Raw genomic sequence first — 15,637 nt, 5'->3', positions numbered from 1 at the left:
CCTCTCGTGCTTCCGGTTCAGTTTTCCGTGGTGGTGCGCGCGTTGGGCGTGCTTGTCGGTGTGCGTGGCGCGCGCGGGGTTCTGGTTCGGGTGGGCATGGGTTCGGGTGCGGCTGTGGGCAGGGGGCCGGTGGCGGCAGCCGGTCCGGTCGCCGCGCGTGCCTGTTCCGTCTCGGCCGCCGCGTCCACCAGCTCCCCGATACGGAGGCCGGCCCGGCGGCCCTCCAGGTGCAGCCGGCCCACGTTGACGCGGTCCTGGGCGAGCAGCGTCAGGACGGCGGTCCGGCCAGCCGCGTACGTCGCCACATAGCCGTACACCCCCCGGATCAGCAGCTCGCGGAAGTCGCCCTGGCCGGTCGCGTCCGCCATGCGGACGGCCACGCTGAGCGCGGTGGCGGTGAGCGCCGCGACCGTCTCCGGTTCGACACCCGGGGTGTCCTGGACGAGGACGAGACCGTCGACGCTGGCCGCGAGTGCGCCGGTGAGCTGGGGGACGCGGGCCCGCAACCGGCGCAGTTCGTCCATGACTTCGGCCTCGGCTGCCATGAGTTGTTGTCTCCTCTCGGCACGCGGGCGCTGCTTCTCAAAGGGCCTCCAGCGCATCCCTGAGCCTCTTCAGCAGCGTGATGTTGGGGTCGGCGAACGACGGCGGCAGCGTCCCGGGGGGAGCCGGGGGCGCCGAGGACACGGACGCGGACACGGACGTGGACACGGACGCGGACGTGGACACGGACGCGGACGGTGGTGGATGGACGGGGGCCGGTGCCGGGGTCGGGTCCGGTATCGGCGTGGCCTCCGGGGCTATGACCCCCGCGGCTGCGAGCCGGCGTACGTCCACGAGGGTGTGGAAGGCCGGGCGGCCCAGCGACAGGGCGATGTCCGCCGCCGTGCGGACACCGTTCACCAGGGCCAGTACGGCGTGCTGGCGGGTGGTGACCGTCGGCGCGGCCGGGCTGCCCGAGAGGAGCAGTGGGGCGTTGTCGGGGGCCGGGTCGGGCCAGATGCGGTGCAGCAGGGCGCGCCTGCGCAGCGTCTCGTGCTCGACCGCCGCCACCGGCACCGGGCGCACCGGGCCGAGCCAGTGCGTGTCCCCGTACCTGAAGTGTCCCGGCGTGCCGCTGGGCGCGAGGGCGAAGTACGCCGCGTCGTAAAGCGTCCCCAGGTGGCACACCTCCAGGGCGCCCGCGCCGATCCGGCCGCTCTCGACCAGGAACCGCCCGACCCGGTGCAGTTCGCCGGCCGCGCCGACCGCGTCCCGCCAGCCGTCCGCGTCCAGTGTGCCGCGCGCGGTGAGCAGCACGTCGAGGCCCGGTACGGCCGGGCTCTCGGCGTGCACGACCTGGCCGTCGGCGAGATAGAGCGAGCCGCGCTCGCGGACCAGGACGCCGGTGGCCCGCTCGGAGGCGAGCCGGCCGAGCATCGGCGAGACCCCGCCCCACGCCCGCTGCCGGGCCGCCGCCTTGTCCCGCACCGGCAGGCGTGGCGGCGGGGTCGTCAGATTCGTGCGCAGAGTCGTCATCCCAGCACCAGCCGTCCGGCCATCTCGCCGAGCCGGATGCGGGCCAGCGCCAGATTGCCGTCCGCGCGGGCCAGCCACAGATGCAGGAACACACTGCTGTCGAAGCTCGTGGTGACGAACCGCAGGAGGTGGTAGCTGTCGCGGTTGCTGATGATCAGGTCCTCGACCGGCGGGTCCTGCCCCGGCCCACCACCGGTGAACTCGTCGGTGTCGGCGTCGTAGTCCTCCTCCTCCGGGGCGAACGCCCGGTGTTCGACGGCCAGCCGGGCCAGCTCGGCCGCCTCGGCGGCCATCGTCTCCGGGTCACCGCCCGGGGACTCCCCGACGGTGCCCAGTGCCAGCCCGCTGGTCCAGTCGACCAGCGCGGCGCCCCGGGCACCGGGCAGCCGCATGGCTTCCAGTAAGCACTCGTCGATTCCGGGCACCCTTGGCCCCTCCCACCTGTCCCGCTCGCGTCTGTCCGGCCGGTCCTCGGCCGCCCCACCTGGCGTTCGGCCGACGGATGTTCGGCCGACCGGCGTTCGGCTGAGTGACGCAGACGCTACGCAACGTGTGCGCGAGGAGTGAGAGATCTGGCATTTTCCGGTGGAACATGCGGCGGATGACTAAGGTAGGTCGACTGAGCCCGTTTTCAGGCCAGTTGACCTGCATGTTCCCCGAAGTCCGTCAAGGGCGTGCGGAGGGGGAGCTGGTGGCAGTGAGGGTGGTGAGCGCGGAGGCGTGCGCCCCTCCGGATTCGGCCACGATCTCGGCGACGGTCTGCGGCTCCCGTACGACGGCGAAGGCGACACCACTGCCTCCGTCGATGCCTCCGGCCGTGTCTCCGCCGGCGCGTCCGCCCGTGTCCCCGCCCGCGTCACCGCTCGGCGCGAAGCCGTAGATCCCGGGCCGGGCAAGGGAGTTGTACCCGTAGTGGTGCGCGAAGTAGTACGCGCCCGTGTCCAGCGCCGCCGCGTAGTCGCCCTGTTCGAGCAGGGGCAGCGCGCGTCCCTCGGCGAGCAGGTCGCCCGAGAAGCAGGCGGGTCCGGCCACGTCCTGCACCACGTCCGCCCCGGACTTGGGGCGCCCCTTCCCGTCGTACGCGGCGATCCTGAGCGGCCACGACTCCGGCGCGTACACCGTCCGGGTCGCGACCTGCACGCCCGCGTGGGTGACCGCGACGGGCCGGCCGCCGGCGCTCTTCGCGTACTCGACGCGCGCCACGACCGTGCCGTGCTTGGCCAGCAGCGACCGCCCGAATTCGGTCACCAGGCCGTACCGGCCCCCGAACAGCCCCGGCACCGCGTCGCTCAGCAGTCGCGCGTACTGGGCGTACGTCGGGCTCGTCGCGTCCGACGCGAAGTTGACCGGCAGCCCGCCGCCGATGTCGATGGTGTCGATCTGGCGCCACCCGACCCGCCGGTTGATCTCCTCGGCGAGCGCGTACGTCTCCGCCACGCCCCGCACCATCAGGGACAGCGGGATGCCCTGAGACCCGGTGTGCGCGTGCAGCCTGGTCAGCCACGGGCGCCCGGCGTACGCCCCCACAATCCACTCACGCGCCCCCTCGTCCTGCAGTGCGACCCCGAACTTGGAGGTCGCCGTCGCGGTGGACGTGGCCCCGATCGCCCCTCCGCCGATCTGCGGATTCACCCGGATCCCGACCGGGGACCGGCTGGCGGCGGACCGCATCAGCGCGTCGAGCCGGTCCAGCTCCTGCGGGTTGTCGGCGTTCACGGCGATGCCCAGCGCCAGCGCCTCGCGCAGCTCGGTGGGCGTCTTGGCGGGCGAGTCGAGCACGGTCCGGTTCGGCGGCACCCCCGCCGCCCGCGCCAGGGCCAGCTCCCCGGGGCTCGCCACCTCGGCGCCGATCCCGTGCCCGTGCAGCAGTCGCAGCACGGGCACCAGAGGGGTCGCCTTCACCGCGAAGGCGTGCAGGACGGGCGTGCCGGGCGCCACGACCGCGTCGAAGGCGGCCCGCAGCTCGGCGGCGGACTCGCGGATGCCGATGACGTCGAGAAGTCCGACGATGGGTGCGTCGGCGCGGAGCAGCCCCTGCTCCACGGCGGCGCGTACGGCTTCGTCCCGGCGGCCCGTGCGATCGGAACCGTTGTTCTCCATTGCGTCCCCCGTGCTGTCGAGCTCTGTCGATGCGTGTCGGTGCGTGTCGATGGGGCAAGCCAAACATCCGCGGCCCGCGCGTGCTGGCGCAAGAATGTATTGACTAGTTCTATTCAGTGGTTCAGGATGTGAATATCCACTGCAACGGTCAACAGTCCGCTATCAGTCCGCTGGGAGGCAGACCATGTCAGGACCCCGCCCCGTACGAGCCCCGCGCGGTACGGAACTGAGTGCCCTGGGATGGCAGCAGGAGGCCGCCCTGCGGATGCTGCAGAACAACCTGGACCCCGAGGTCGCCGAGCACCCCGACAAGCTCGTCGTGTACGGCGGCACCGGCAAGGCCGCCCGTGACTGGCGCTCCTTCGACGCGATGGTCCGCACTCTGCGGACCCTGAAGCAGGACGAGACGATGCTCGTCCAGTCGGGCCGTCCGGTCGGTGTCATGCAGACCCACGAGTGGGCCCCGCGGGTCCTGATCGCCAACTCCAACCTGGTCGGCGACTGGGCCAACTGGGAGGAGTTCCGCCGTCTGGAGGCCCTGGGCCTGACCATGTACGGGCAGATGACGGCCGGCTCCTGGATCTACATCGGCACGCAGGGCATCCTCCAGGGCACCTACGAGACCTTCGCCGCCGTCGCCGCGAAGAAGTTCGGCGGCACCCTCGCCGGGACGATCACCCTCACCGCCGGTCTCGGCGGCATGGGCGGCGCGCAGCCGCTCGCCGTGACGATGAACGACGGCGTCGCGATCTGTATCGACGTCGACCCGCGCGCCATCGAGCGCCGCATCGAGCACCGCTACCTCGACGTGAGGGCCGACTCCCTGGAGCACGCCCTCCAGCTCGCGGTGGAGGCGCGTGACGCCCGCCGCCCGCTCTCCATCGGCCTGCTGGGCAACGCGGCCGAACTGCTCCCGCGCATGCTCGCCGAGAGCGCCCCCATCGACATCGTGACCGACCAGACCTCGGCCCACGACCCGCTGTCCTACCTGCCGGTCGGCGTCGACTTCGACGACCTGGCGTCCTACGCGGCGAAGGACCCGGCCGGCTTCACGACCCGGGCGCGCGAGTCCATGGCCCGGCACGTGGAGGCGATGGTCGGCTTCATGGACGCCGGCGCCGAGGTCTTCGACTACGGCAACTCGATCCGCGGCGAGGCCCAACTCGCCGGATATGAGCGGGCGTTCGCCTTCCCCGGCTTCGTGCCCGCCTACATCCGCCCGCTCTTCTGCGAGGGCAAGGGCCCCTTCCGCTGGGCGGCCCTGTCGGGTGAGGCGTCCGACATCCACAAGACCGACAAGGCGATGCTGGAGCTGTTCCCGGAGAACGAGTCCCTGCACCGCTGGATCAAGATGGCCGGGGAGCGGGTCCACTTCCAGGGCCTGCCCGCCCGGATCTGCTGGCTCGGCTACGGCGAGCGGGACAAGGCGGGCGAGCGCTTCAACGACATGGTGGCGAGCGGTGAGCTGGCCGCGCCGCTGGTGATCGGCCGCGACCACCTGGACAGCGGCTCCGTCGCGTCCCCCTACCGGGAGACGGAGGCGATGCTCGACGGTTCCGACGCGATCGCCGACTGGCCGCTGCTGAACGCGATGGTGAACGTGGCCTCCGGGGCGTCGTGGGTCTCCATCCACCACGGCGGCGGTGTCGGCATGGGGCGGTCCATCCACGCCGGCCAGGTCTCGGTGGCCGACGGCACGAAGCTGGCGGGCGAGAAGATCCGCCGGGTGCTCACCAACGACCCCGGGATGGGTGTGATCCGGCACGTGGACGCCGGCTACGACATCGCGGAGACGGTCGCGGACGAGCGGGGCGTGCGGGTGCCCATGCGCGAAGGAGACGACGCGTGAGGCGTCTTTCCGGCGGGCGGGACGGCGACGCTTCGGTGGGGGCCGGTTCCGCCCTGCGGAACGACTGCCCACAGCCTGGCGGGCAGGTGGGTGCCTCCTTTCACCAGATGTGGCGCGAGCTCGCCCCCATCGGGCGCCACCCCGACTCGCGCGGCTACCGCCGTTACGCCTGGACAGGCATCGATCTCGAATGCCGGGCCTGGTTCAAGGAGCAGGCCGAGAGCCGGGGACTGTCCTACGAGGTCGACCGGAACGGGAATCAGTGGGCCTGGCTCGGTGACCCCGCCGCCGGGGACGCTGTTGTCACCGGGTCGCATCTCGACTCCGTGCCCGACGGCGGGGCCTTCGACGGGCCCCTCGGTGTCGTCTCCTCCTTCGCCGCGCTTGACGAACTCCGGCGCCGGGGCGCGCGGTTCGGCAAGCCGCTGGCCATCGTCAACTTCGGGGACGAGGAAGGTGCCCGGTTCGGGCTCGCCTGTGTCGGGTCGCGGCTCACCGCCGGGGCCGTCACCGTCGAGCAGGCCAGGCTGCTGACCGACGGGGACGGGGTCACCCTGCCGCGGGCCATGGAGGCCGCCGGGTACGACCCGGACACCATCGGGCCCGACCCCGAGCGGCTCGCCCGTATCGGCGCGTTCGTCGAGCTGCACGTCGAGCAGGGCCGGGCGCTCGACCTGAGCGGCGACCGCGTCGGCATCGCCAGCGCCATCTGGCCGCACGGGCGGTGGCGGTTCGACTTCCGCGGCGAGGCCAACCACGCCGGTACGACCCGCCTCGTCGACCGGCGCGACCCCATGCTGTCGTACGCCGAGACGGTCCTCGCCGCCCGGCGCGAGGCGCAACTCGCCGGTGCCGTCGCCACCTTCGGGAAGATCAGCGTCGAGCCCAACGGGGTCAACGCCATCCCCTCCCTCGTGCGCGGCTGGCTCGACTCCCGCGCCGCCGACCAGCACGCCCTCGACACCGTCGTCTCCGGCGTCGAGAAGGCGGCCCGCGAGTACGCCGAGGCGCACGGCGTCGATCTCGACGTCGTCCGGGAGTCGTTCACCCCCGTCGTCGAGTTCGACCACGCCCTGCGCGACGAACTCGCCCGACTGCTGGGCCAGGACGCAAAGGACACCGGACTCGCCGTCCCCGTCCTCGGCACCGGCGCCGGACACGACGCCGGGATTCTCTCCGGGAGCATCCCGACCGCCATGCTGTTCGTGCGCAACCCCACGGGCGTCTCGCACTCCCCGGCGGAGTACGCCGCCGAGGACGACTGCGTGGCCGGGGTGACCGCACTCGCCGACGTACTGGAAGGGCTGGCCTGCACGTGACCCACCCCCAAGCACGGACGTACTGGCTGGAGCACGCCTGGCTCGACACCAACGTCGAGCCGGGCGTCGCCCTCGATGTGCGGGACGGCCGGATCTCCGCCGTCCGCACCGGAGTCGACGCCCCGCCGCCCGGCGCCGAGATCCTGCGCGGACTCACCCTTCCCGGCCTCGCCAACGCCCACAGCCACGTCTTCCACCGTGCCCTGCGCGGCACCGTCCAGGTGGGCTCCGGCACCTTCTGGACCTGGCGCGAGGTCATGTACTCCGTCGCCGACAGGCTCACCCCGGACAGCTACCACGCCCTCGCCCGTGCCGTGTACGCCGAGATGGCCCTCGCCGGCATCACCGCCGTGGGGGAGTTCCACTACGTCCACCACGCCCCCGGCGGCACCCCCTACGCCGACCCGAACGCGATGGGCGAGGCCCTCGTCGAGGCCGCCGCCGACGCCGGGATCCGCATCACCCTCCTCGACACCGCCTACCTCTCCGCCGGCATCCTGAACAAGCACCGGGGACAGCCCCCGAACAGCCACCAGCTGCGCTTCTCCGACGGCACGGCCGATGCCTGGGCGGAACGCTGTTCACTTCTCAAGGAACGGGATCACGCGCGGATCGGCGCCGCCATCCACTCCGTACGGGCCGTGCCCGCCGGTCAGTTGGCGACCGTGTCCCGCTGGGCCGAGGAACGACGGGCCCCCCTTCATGTCCATCTGTCCGAGCAGACGGCCGAGAACGACGCCTGCCTCGCCGCCCATGGATGCACGCCCGCTCAGCTCCTCGCCGACCACGGGGTCCTCGGCCCCCGCACCACCGGCGTCCACAGCACCCACCTCACCGCCGAGGACATCGCGCTCCTCGGCGGCAGCGGCACCGGTACCTGTATGTGCCCCACCACCGAGCGCGACCTCGCCGACGGCATCGGTCCCGCCGTCGCCCTCCAGCGGGCGGGCTCACCGCTCAGCCTCGGCTCCGACAGCCACGCCGTCATCGACCTGCTCGAAGAGGCACGCGTCATGGAGCTGAACGAGCGCCTGCGCACCCGCACCCGGGGTCACTGGACGGCGGCGGCACTGCTCCGGGCAGCCTCCGCCGACGGCCACGCGGCCCTGGGCTGGGACGACGCGGGCATCCTGGAGGCGGGTGCGCTCGCCGACTTCACGACGATCGCGCTCGACTCGGTCAGAACCGCGGGGCCGTTGCCTCGGCTGGGAGCGGAGACCGCGGTATTCGCAGCGTCGGCAGCGGATGTGCGTCATACGGTCGTGGCCGGCCGGCACGTCGTGCGCGACGGGGCGCACACCCTCGTCCCCGAGGTGCCGCAGGCGCTTGCGGCCGCTGTCGAAGCCCTGCGCGGCTGACCCCCGTACGCACGCCCGTACGCACACCGGTACGTCCCCCCGCCCGGCCCGCCACCCACGAGGACGCCATGAACAGCACCAGTACGCCGAGCAGTCCGGGCAGCCCGAACCGGACGAACAGCGCTATCGGCAGCACGACCGACACCACCACCGGCACGACGACCGTCATCACGAACATCGGCAGCCTGGTCACCAACGACCCCTCTCTCGGCGACGGATCACCTCTTGGGCTGGTCCTGGACGCGGCCGTCGTCATAGAGGGCGACCGCGTCGTCTGGACCGGTGAATCCAGCAAAGCACCAGCCACTGACAATCGGGTCGACGCAGGTGGCCGGGCCGTCCTCCCGGGCTTCGTCGACTCCCACTCCCACCTCGTCTTCGCGGGCGACCGGACCCAGGAGTTCAACGCCCGCATGTCCGGGCGCGGCTACACGGCAGGGGGTATCCGCACCACGGTCGCCGCCACCCGCGCCGCCACGGACGCGGAACTGGAGGCCAACCTCACCCGTTACCTCCGCGAGGCCCTCCACCAGGGCACGACGACTTTCGAGACCAAGTCGGGGTACGGCCTGACCGTCGAGGACGAGGCCCGCGCCCTGCGCATCGCCGCCGCCCACACCGACGAGGTCACCTACCTCGGCGCCCACATCGTGTCCCCGGACTACGCCGACGACCCGGCCGCCTATGTCGCCCTGGTCACCGGCGAGATGCTCGACGCCTGTGCCCCGTACGCCCGTTGGGTCGACGTCTTCTGCGAGAAGGGCGCCTTCGACGGCGACCAGGCGCGCGCGATCCTCACGGCGGGCAGGGCGAAGGGGCTGCATCCGCGCGTCCACGCCAACCAGCTCTCGTACGGCCCCGGAGTGCAGCTGGCCGTCGAGCTGGACGCCGCCAGCGCCGACCACTGCACCCACCTCACCGACGCCGACGTGGACGCCCTCGCGAACGGCGACACGGTCGCGACCCTGCTGCCCGGCGCCGAGTTCTCCACCCGGGCCCAGTGGCCGGACGCCCGCCGGCTCCTCGACGCGGGCGTCACGGTCGCGCTGTCCACGGACTGCAACCCGGGGTCGTCCTTCACCTCCTCCGTGCCCTTCTGCGTCGCACTGGCGGTACGGGACATGGGCATGACCCCGGACGAGGCGGTCTGGTCGGCCACGGCGGGGGGCGCGCGGGCCCTCCGCCGCACCGACATCGGCCGCCTCACGCCAGGGGCGTACGCCGACCTGACACTCCTGGACGCCCCGAGCCACGTACACCTGGCCTACCGGCCGGGCGTTCCGCTGGTCAGCGGGGTGTGGCGGCGGGGCGTACAGGTGCGGTGACCTGAAGGAACCGGCTGGTCAGAGGCCGTACCTGTTCTTCAGGTGGCGCCAGAAGTCACGGAACATCCACTTGTCGAACTCCGTGATCTGCGTGGCGCTGCCCGCGTTCATGACGAAGCAGCACTGACCGGTCGGGGTCCAGTCGTAGAAGTCGTCGAGCCCGAAGGTGTGGCCGACCTCGTGCAGATAGATGTGGATGTTCTCCTGGTCGAGCGTGCTGGTGAAGTACTCCTGGCCGACCCGCTGGCCCCAGTCGCCGCCGGCGCCGCCCTGGAAGCCCTTCGTCAGCCACAGCGACTGGTCGTAGTGACGGGACGCGCCGCCCGGGCAGCGTGAGTAGTTGCCGTCCTGGTGGAAGAAGCGCCCGCAGTCCGGAGCGCACTGGGGGGCGCCGCCGCCGTCGAGGTTCCCGGCGTAGATGTCGACGGAGTTGTCCGTCCACTGGAGGGTCGAGCGGTTCTTCACCGCCCAGCCGACGATGTTGACGGGCACGCTGGTGTACGGCCAGGCGTTGTGACCCTTGCCGTTGTCGACCATGGCCGCCATCCACTTGCCGAACTGCTTCTTCAGCGCGGTGTGGATCCGGTCGCGCAGGGCGGTGCTCACGGGTGCGTCCGACTCCCAGCGGACGCAGTAGTTGACGCTTCCCCGGTTGGCCATGACCTGGTCCCAGCCGTAGTTGCGGAAGCCGTAGAGGTCCGGGTAGGTCGACGAGACGTGGTTCCATACCTCGTTCAGGGGCTGTACAAGGTTCGCGGGCGGGTTCCAGTCCTCGGCGGCCCGCGCCTGCGCCGCCGTCACGGCGGGAGCGGCGAACGCCGCCGGCAGACCGGGGGCGGCGATCAGCGCGGCCAGCGCCGCGAGGATCGCCAACAGCCGTGCGATGTGCTTGCGCATCGGTGAACTCCCTTTGTGGGGAACGGGATTCACCTTCGGGTCGTCACCGGCCGCGCGCGGGGTTGCCGAAGCGCCCGCGGCGGCATTTCACTCCCTCCCGGTCCTGTCCGGTCCGGCGGAGTGAAACGCGCCCTTGTCGCGGGAGGTTGGCGGATGCGGACTTATCGGCTACCGCCCGCGCGCCACCGCTGCCCCGCCCCGCCCGTCAGCGGTTCGAGGGTCAGGCCGCCGTCGTCGGCCGGGGTGAGTGCTGTCGCGATGGCGATCGCCGGGCGGATCACACCGTCGTCGTCCACGGTGAAGCGCAGGTTGTCGCCGTTGTCGTTGTCGTTCACCGACGCGCACTCCCAGATGCCCACGCCCTTGTCCACGTCACCCCGGCTGTCCAGGCACAGGTCGGTGTCGGCGGACGAGCGCAGCAGCCCCGCGTCGGCGTCCACCGACCAGCGTTGGGTCGCGGCCGACGCGGAGCAGGGCGCTGTGACGACGTCCGTGCCCTTCTCCAGGTCACCGCCCCGGATGTCGAGGCAGCGTCCCGAGGCGACGTTCACCACCTGGGCGAACGAGGCACCCGGCGCCCGGAACGCGGGCGTGGGCCTGGGCGTGGGCGTCGGCTTGGGAGTCGGCGACGGCGACGGGGTCGGAGTGGCCGGCGGTCGTGAAGTCGGCGCCGGGGAAGGGGAGTCGGCGGCAGCCGGTGCCGAGGGGAGCGTCGCCTCGGGGACGCTCGGCACCGAGGTGACCGGGAGCGTGCCCGCCGCGCCCTGCGGGTCCGGCGAGTTGCCGCCCCGCGAGAACAGCACGATCAGCAGCGGGACCAGCGTCACGCCCAGCACCGCCGAGGCCAGCACGAACCGCCGACGGGACGGCCGGGCCGGAGTCCAGGGCCAGCTGCCTTCCTGCGGGGAGATGTTGGCGCGTGTGACGGTCGGCGCGTCCCTCGCGTACGCCCTGCCGCTCCACGGCAGCAGGCCCTCTCCCAGCGCCGTGCGCGGGTTGTCGCGCAGGTCGGAGAGTTCCTCGTAGGCCACCGAGCAGTGCGGGCAGATGACCATGTGGGAGTTCAGGTCCGTGCTGTGGCGTGGGTTGACGGGCCGGACCGACTCCTCGATCAGCCGGCGGAAGTCCTGGCAGCGCGGGTCGTCGGAGACGGCCAGCCGGAACCGCAGACAGGCCTGGGCCAGGGCCTGGAGGGCCGAATCCGTCTCGTGCGTCACGTCCTCGCGCGTCAGCCCGAGGAGAGCGGCGGTCCGGTCCTCGGGTTCGCGTTCCACGATGCCGTACCAGATGAGGCCCTGGGTGCGGGACGGCAGGGACTGGAACGGGCCCAGCATGGGCGGGGGCGGGATCAGACCGACTCCGCCCGCCGCGCTCTGCGCGTTCTGTGTGTTCGGCGCGTACTGGGTGTTCCGCGCGTTCAACGGGGCGAGTGTGTTCAGGACGAGGAGCAGGCTCGGGTCGAGGCCGGCCGCGCGTTCGTCCGTCGCCCAGGTGGCCGCCAGGTCGGCGGTCAGCAGCAGGAGCTGGTGGCGCCACGGGACGCTCGGCTCGGTACCGCGTGCCGTGTCCCGGGCCGCCGCCGTGAACGCCTGGGCCGCCAGCTGCCCCGCCGTGGAGTCGCTCGTCGTGCACAGCCGGGCGTAGGCGAGGACGGACGCGCGGTGGCGGGTACGGAGTTCCTGCAACGCCGGATACGCGGTGGGGGAGTTGGTGCGCAGCAACTCGGTGAGGTGTGCGTCGGACGCGCCGACGTACACCCCGTCCACCCCGCCGTGGTCGGTGTCCTGGGACATCCGTCCGCCTCCTCGTACCCCGACTCCGTCCCCCGTCCTGACGTACCAGCCAGTCTGGGGGTGGTCCGGGTGACGCAGAGGGCCTTTGGGAAAAGAGGGGAGAGGTTTCCGTAGGTAACCGGAAATCCCCTCCCGATGGACGCCGGGCCCGAAGCCCCGACGGCCTGAGCCCGACGGCCTGGCCGACCGTCACTCCTCGACGGTCAGGCCCTTGCGCAGTCGCTGCAACGTCCGTGACAGCAGTCGTGACACGTGCATCTGGGAGATGCCCAGCTCTTCGCCGATCTCCGACTGGGTCAGGTTGGCGACGAACCGCAGGGAGAGGATCTGCCGGTCCCGGGGCGGGAGTCCGGCGATCAGCGGTTTCAAGGACTCGATGTACTCGATTCCCTCGATGCCGTGGTCCTCGTAACCGATGCGGTCCGCGAGCGCGCCCTCGGAGTCGTCCTCGTCGGCCTGCGCGTCGAGTGAGCTGGCGGTGTAGGCGTTCGAGGCCGCCATGCCCTCGACGACCTCGTCCTTCGAGAGGTCGAGGCGCTCGGCGAGCTCGGCCACGGTGGGGGCGCGGTCGAGCTGCTGGGCCAGTTCGTCGCCGGCCCGTGCCAGGTCAAGCCGGAGCTCCTGGAGCCGGCGCGGTACGCGGACGGACCACGACGTGTCACGGAAGAAGCGCTTGATCTCGCCGACGATCGTCGGCATGGCGAACGTCGGGAACTCGACGCCGCGGCTCAGCTCGAAGCGGTCGATCGCCTTGATCAGGCCGATCGTGCCGACCTGGATGATGTCCTCCATGGGTTCGCTGCGCGAACGGAAGCGGGAGGCGGCGAACTTGACCAGCGCGAGGTTGAGCTCGACGAGGGTGTTGCGGACGTACGAGTAGTCGTGGGTGCCTTCTTCGAGGGACTCCAGTCGCGCGAAGAGGGTCTTGGACAGGGCCCGGGCGTCGACCGCCCCGACCTCGTCGAACGGCGGGATCTCGGGAAGCCCTTCCAGGGCGTCCGGAACCCGCGTACCCGGAAGGTGCCGGTCCGGTTGCCGGGAGGGGGAGTCCGTGTGCCGGTGGTGGGAGTCCGTGTGTTCCGGAGGGGGTGTCGACGTCGCCCTCTGGGTATGCGATGCGTCGAGCCGGGGTGACATGGTGTCCTCCATGGTTCTCGGCATGAGGCTGCCGAAGCCGGTGCGTGCGGTGCGGTGTGCGGCGCCTCCAATGCCGGCCGTGTCGGGTGCTTGTCTCGGGCCGGCTCGCTGCAGGAACTGGCGCACTACTAGCCCTACCCGCTTCCCCGAGCCCACCGCAAGTGCATTGTATTCCCGTATGTCCATATATGGGCATTAGTTCAGGTGGTCGGAGAGTGTGATGAAGGCGTAGTGTTCGTGGACGTCAGTTGGGCGCGAGAGAGCGCCGGTAGGCAGACACGAGCTCGGGAGAGAGACGGCATGGACCGCGAGACGGTCGGCAGCGCACAGAATGGCCGGCTTCTGGTGGAGGTGCGGCACGAGGGCTCCAGCGCCGTCGTGACGCCCGCGGGTGAGTTGGATCACCACACCGCCGACCTGTTGCGTGAACCGCTTGAGGACTGCCTCGCGAAGGGCATCGCGCGGCTTGTCGTCGACTGCGCGCGGCTGGAGTTCTGTGACTCCACGGGCCTCAATGTGCTGCTCGGCGCCCGCCTGAAGGCGGAGGAGGCGGGTGGCGGGGTGCATCTCGCCGCGATGCAGCCGGTTGTCGCTCGGGTGTTCGAGATCACGGGTGCGGACGCCGTTTTCAGCATCCACGAGACGCTTGCCGACGCCCTGGCCGACGTGCCTCCGGAGTCCCCTGGGGCCCTTGAATCCTCCTAGCCTGTCCGGCCGGGTCTCCTTGTCCGGCCGGGGCGGGTTCTTGAGCGCGCTCTTTTTGGGGGTGTTCTGTCGGTTCCGCCGGGCAGGAGACATCCTGAATACGCACACAATGACGTGCGTAAGGAACTGTGGTGAATGAAGACCGTGTACGTGAACTGGTGAATCGGTGAGGTGAAGCGCTGATGAGCACCACCCGGCCCGACTCGCCGGGCTCCCCGGAGTCCTCGGCGGGCTCCCCGGAGCCCTCCGAGTCCGGCGGCGCTTCCAGGGGGCGTCAGACCCGCAGTCTGCGTCTCGCCGGCGAGAGCGGTGTCGTTCCGCTCGCCCGCGACTTCGCCCGCCAGGCGCTGTACGCGTGGGGCTGGCTGCCCGCCGAGAGCGCGGACCGGCGGGCCGCCGCCGAGGACGTACTGCTCGTCGTCTCGGAGCTCGTCACCAACGCCTGTCTGCACGCCGAGGGCCCGGACGAGATGTGGATCACCTGCGACAACAAGGTGATCCGTGTCGAGGTCTCCGACGGCGGCACGGGCCAGCCTGCTCCGCGCACCCCGCACCGGGCCGGACGCCCCGGCGGCCACGGAATGTTCATCGTGCAGCGGCTGTGCCTGGACTGGGGGGTCGTACGGACCCCCGGCGTCGCGGGCAAGAAGGTGTGGGCGGAGCTCGGCGCTCCGGCGTAGTTCCCGCCGTTCCGGCGCGTGGGCACCACTCGAATCGGGCCGAAGTCCCGGCGATCCGGTGTGTGCTGTGTCTTCCAAGTGTTGGTCCCCCGGCGTACCTTGACGGCCGATCCGCGATCTGATGTGCCGTCAGAAACGCAGCCAGGGCCGCCAGGAACGACCGCCAGGAATGGGGGACGACGATGTCGTACCACCGGACATGCCGCCGAACGCACCCGAAACGAGGCGCCGCGCTCGCGTCCGCCGCGGCCCTGGCCGGATCGGCGGTGCTGCTGGCCGCCCCCACTGCCCGGGCCGAGGTCGTGGATGTCAACTACCGGTGCGACACGCCGATCGGCGTCAAGAGCGCCCTCTCGTCCATCGACATCAAGGCGGTCGGGAGCGGCGGTTCCTACACGGTCACGATGTCCTGGCAGAAGGGCGTCTCGTCCAGCCCGGTCGAGCTGGGCAAGGGCGCGATGAGCCCGAGCGCCACGATCAAGCTCGGCGGCGCGGACAGTGGAACCCTCAACGTCAGCGGGCCCGCGAACCAGGCGGCGCTCCCGGCCAACACCCCCATCAAGATCAACGACCTGAGCGGCACGTACAAGCCGTCGAAGAACGGCAAGGTCACCTTCACGGCCGGCGTCCTGACGATCAAGGCCGCCGGTACGACGACCACGTGCACGCCCACCAACAGCCCCGAGCCGTCCCTGACGCTCGACGTCACGGGCGCCTCGGGCGGCGGTACCACCGGCGGCACGAGCAGCACCGGCGGCAGCGGCGACACCGGTGCCGACCTCCCGCAGACCGGCCCCGAGGACTCCTTCGTCGCGCTGGGCACGCTCGGCGGCACGGTGCTCCTCGTGGGAGCGGCGGGCACGCTGTGGCTGACGCGCAGGAACCGGACGGAGACGGTACGACGGCAGCCGACGGGCCGCTGAGGACCGTACGAGACCCGTACGACTTCCGGGAGC

The 15,637-nt window shown here is 71.5% G+C and carries 14 protein-coding genes; 7 read left to right on the top strand and 7 right to left on the bottom strand.

Annotated elements, in window-relative coordinates:
- Positions 1-17: 17 nt before the first annotated feature.
- The 4 genes from OG595_RS16280 to OG595_RS16265 all read right to left on the bottom strand — a co-directional run bounded on the left by OG595_RS16280 (position 18) and on the right by OG595_RS16265 (position 3,618).
- Positions 18-545: a roadblock/LC7 domain-containing protein gene (locus tag OG595_RS16280; RefSeq protein WP_329272707.1), complete on the bottom strand. Its 528-nt coding sequence runs from the start codon at positions 543-545 to the stop codon at positions 18-20.
- Between the two features lie 37 nt (positions 546-582).
- Positions 583-1,518: a transcriptional regulator gene (locus tag OG595_RS16275; protein ID WP_329272705.1), complete on the bottom strand. Its 936-nt coding sequence runs from the start codon at positions 1,516-1,518 to the stop codon at positions 583-585.
- On the bottom strand, positions 1,515-1,943 hold the full coding sequence (locus OG595_RS16270) for a hypothetical protein (protein WP_329272703.1): 429 nt from the start codon (positions 1,941-1,943) through the stop codon (positions 1,515-1,517). The genes OG595_RS16275 and OG595_RS16270 overlap by 4 nt, the downstream gene beginning before the upstream one ends.
- A 241-nt stretch (positions 1,944-2,184) precedes the next feature.
- Complete coding sequence (locus OG595_RS16265; RefSeq protein ID WP_329272701.1) at positions 2,185-3,618, bottom strand: diaminopimelate decarboxylase; 1,434 nt, start codon at positions 3,616-3,618, stop codon at positions 2,185-2,187.
- Positions 3,619-3,802: 184 nt separating this feature from the next.
- On the opposite strand from OG595_RS16265, the gene hutU reads away from it, so the two are divergent.
- The 4 genes from hutU to hutI all read left to right on the top strand — a co-directional run bounded on the left by hutU (position 3,803) and on the right by hutI (position 9,469).
- On the top strand, positions 3,803-5,467 hold the full coding sequence (gene hutU, locus OG595_RS16260) for a urocanate hydratase (RefSeq protein ID WP_329272698.1): 1,665 nt from the start codon (positions 3,803-3,805) through the stop codon (positions 5,465-5,467).
- Positions 5,468-5,574: 107 nt separating this feature from the next.
- Positions 5,575-6,786, top strand: a complete 1,212-nt coding sequence (locus tag OG595_RS16255; RefSeq protein ID WP_329282930.1) for an allantoate amidohydrolase — start codon at positions 5,575-5,577, stop codon at positions 6,784-6,786.
- Entirely contained in the window at positions 6,783-8,144 is a 1,362-nt protein-coding gene (locus tag OG595_RS16250) for a formimidoylglutamate deiminase (RefSeq protein WP_329272696.1), read from the top strand. The genes OG595_RS16255 and OG595_RS16250 overlap by 4 nt, the downstream gene beginning before the upstream one ends.
- 68 nt (positions 8,145-8,212) lie before the next feature.
- Complete coding sequence (gene hutI / locus OG595_RS16245; RefSeq protein WP_329272693.1) at positions 8,213-9,469, top strand: imidazolonepropionase; 1,257 nt, start codon at positions 8,213-8,215, stop codon at positions 9,467-9,469.
- A gap of 18 nt (positions 9,470-9,487) precedes the next feature.
- On the opposite strand, the gene OG595_RS16240 is transcribed toward hutI, so the two are convergent.
- From OG595_RS16240 to OG595_RS16230, 3 genes are all read right to left on the bottom strand, one after another.
- The gene (locus tag OG595_RS16240) at positions 9,488-10,366 is read right to left on the bottom strand and encodes a hypothetical protein (protein ID WP_329272691.1); all 879 of its coding nucleotides are present in this window, start codon (positions 10,364-10,366) and stop codon (positions 9,488-9,490) included.
- 161 nt (positions 10,367-10,527) lie between these two features.
- Complete coding sequence (locus tag OG595_RS16235; RefSeq protein WP_329272689.1) at positions 10,528-12,159, bottom strand: RICIN domain-containing protein; 1,632 nt, start codon at positions 12,157-12,159, stop codon at positions 10,528-10,530.
- A 189-nt stretch (positions 12,160-12,348) separates the two neighbouring features.
- The gene (locus tag OG595_RS16230; RefSeq protein ID WP_329272687.1) at positions 12,349-13,308 is read right to left on the bottom strand and encodes an RNA polymerase sigma factor SigF; all 960 of its coding nucleotides are present in this window, start codon (positions 13,306-13,308) and stop codon (positions 12,349-12,351) included.
- A gap of 288 nt (positions 13,309-13,596) precedes the next feature.
- Here OG595_RS16230 and OG595_RS16225 point away from each other — a divergent pair, with 288 nt between their 5' ends.
- From OG595_RS16225 to OG595_RS16215, 3 genes are all read left to right on the top strand, one after another.
- Entirely contained in the window at positions 13,597-14,001 is a 405-nt protein-coding gene (locus OG595_RS16225; RefSeq protein ID WP_329272685.1) for an STAS domain-containing protein, read from the top strand.
- Positions 14,002-14,183: 182 nt separating this feature from the next.
- Positions 14,184-14,681: an ATP-binding protein gene (locus OG595_RS16220; RefSeq protein WP_329272682.1), complete on the top strand. Its 498-nt coding sequence runs from the start codon at positions 14,184-14,186 to the stop codon at positions 14,679-14,681.
- Positions 14,682-14,863: 182 nt separating this feature from the next.
- Positions 14,864-15,604 carry an LPXTG cell wall anchor domain-containing protein gene (locus tag OG595_RS16215; protein WP_329272680.1) on the top strand — a complete coding sequence of 247 codons (741 nt, stop codon included), beginning with the start codon at positions 14,864-14,866 and terminating at the stop codon, positions 15,602-15,604.
- The last annotated feature ends 33 nt before the right edge of the window (positions 15,605-15,637 follow it).

Origin of the sequence: Streptomyces sp. NBC_01451 (assembly GCF_036227485.1) — a bacterium.
Lineage (GTDB): Bacteria > Actinomycetota > Actinomycetes > Streptomycetales > Streptomycetaceae > Streptomyces.
This window is presented reverse-complemented; position numbering and strand designations above follow the sequence as displayed.

Bases quoted from the DNA above. Each gene is read 5' to 3' on its own strand.
- OG595_RS16280 (WP_329272707.1), bottom strand. From the start codon at position 545: ATGGCAGCCGAGGCCGAAGTCATGGACGAACTGCGCCGGTTGCGGGCC.
- OG595_RS16275 (WP_329272705.1), bottom strand. From the start codon at position 1,518: ATGACGACTCTGCGCACGAATCTGACGACCCCGCCGCCACGCCTGCCG.
- OG595_RS16265 (WP_329272701.1), bottom strand. From the start codon at position 3,618: ATGGAGAACAACGGTTCCGATCGCACGGGCCGCCGGGACGAAGCCGTA.
- hutU (WP_329272698.1), top strand. From the start codon at position 3,803: ATGTCAGGACCCCGCCCCGTACGAGCCCCGCGCGGTACGGAACTGAGT.
- OG595_RS16255 (WP_329282930.1), top strand. From the start codon at position 5,575: ATGTGGCGCGAGCTCGCCCCCATCGGGCGCCACCCCGACTCGCGCGGC.
- hutI (WP_329272693.1), top strand. From the start codon at position 8,213: ATGAACAGCACCAGTACGCCGAGCAGTCCGGGCAGCCCGAACCGGACG.
- OG595_RS16240 (WP_329272691.1), bottom strand. From the start codon at position 10,366: ATGCGCAAGCACATCGCACGGCTGTTGGCGATCCTCGCGGCGCTGGCC.
- OG595_RS16235 (WP_329272689.1), bottom strand. From the start codon at position 12,159: ATGTCCCAGGACACCGACCACGGCGGGGTGGACGGGGTGTACGTCGGC.
- OG595_RS16230 (WP_329272687.1), bottom strand. From the start codon at position 13,308: ATGGAGGACACCATGTCACCCCGGCTCGACGCATCGCATACCCAGAGG.
- OG595_RS16225 (WP_329272685.1), top strand. From the start codon at position 13,597: ATGGACCGCGAGACGGTCGGCAGCGCACAGAATGGCCGGCTTCTGGTG.
- OG595_RS16220 (WP_329272682.1), top strand. From the start codon at position 14,184: ATGAGCACCACCCGGCCCGACTCGCCGGGCTCCCCGGAGTCCTCGGCG.
- OG595_RS16215 (WP_329272680.1), top strand. From the start codon at position 14,864: ATGTCGTACCACCGGACATGCCGCCGAACGCACCCGAAACGAGGCGCC.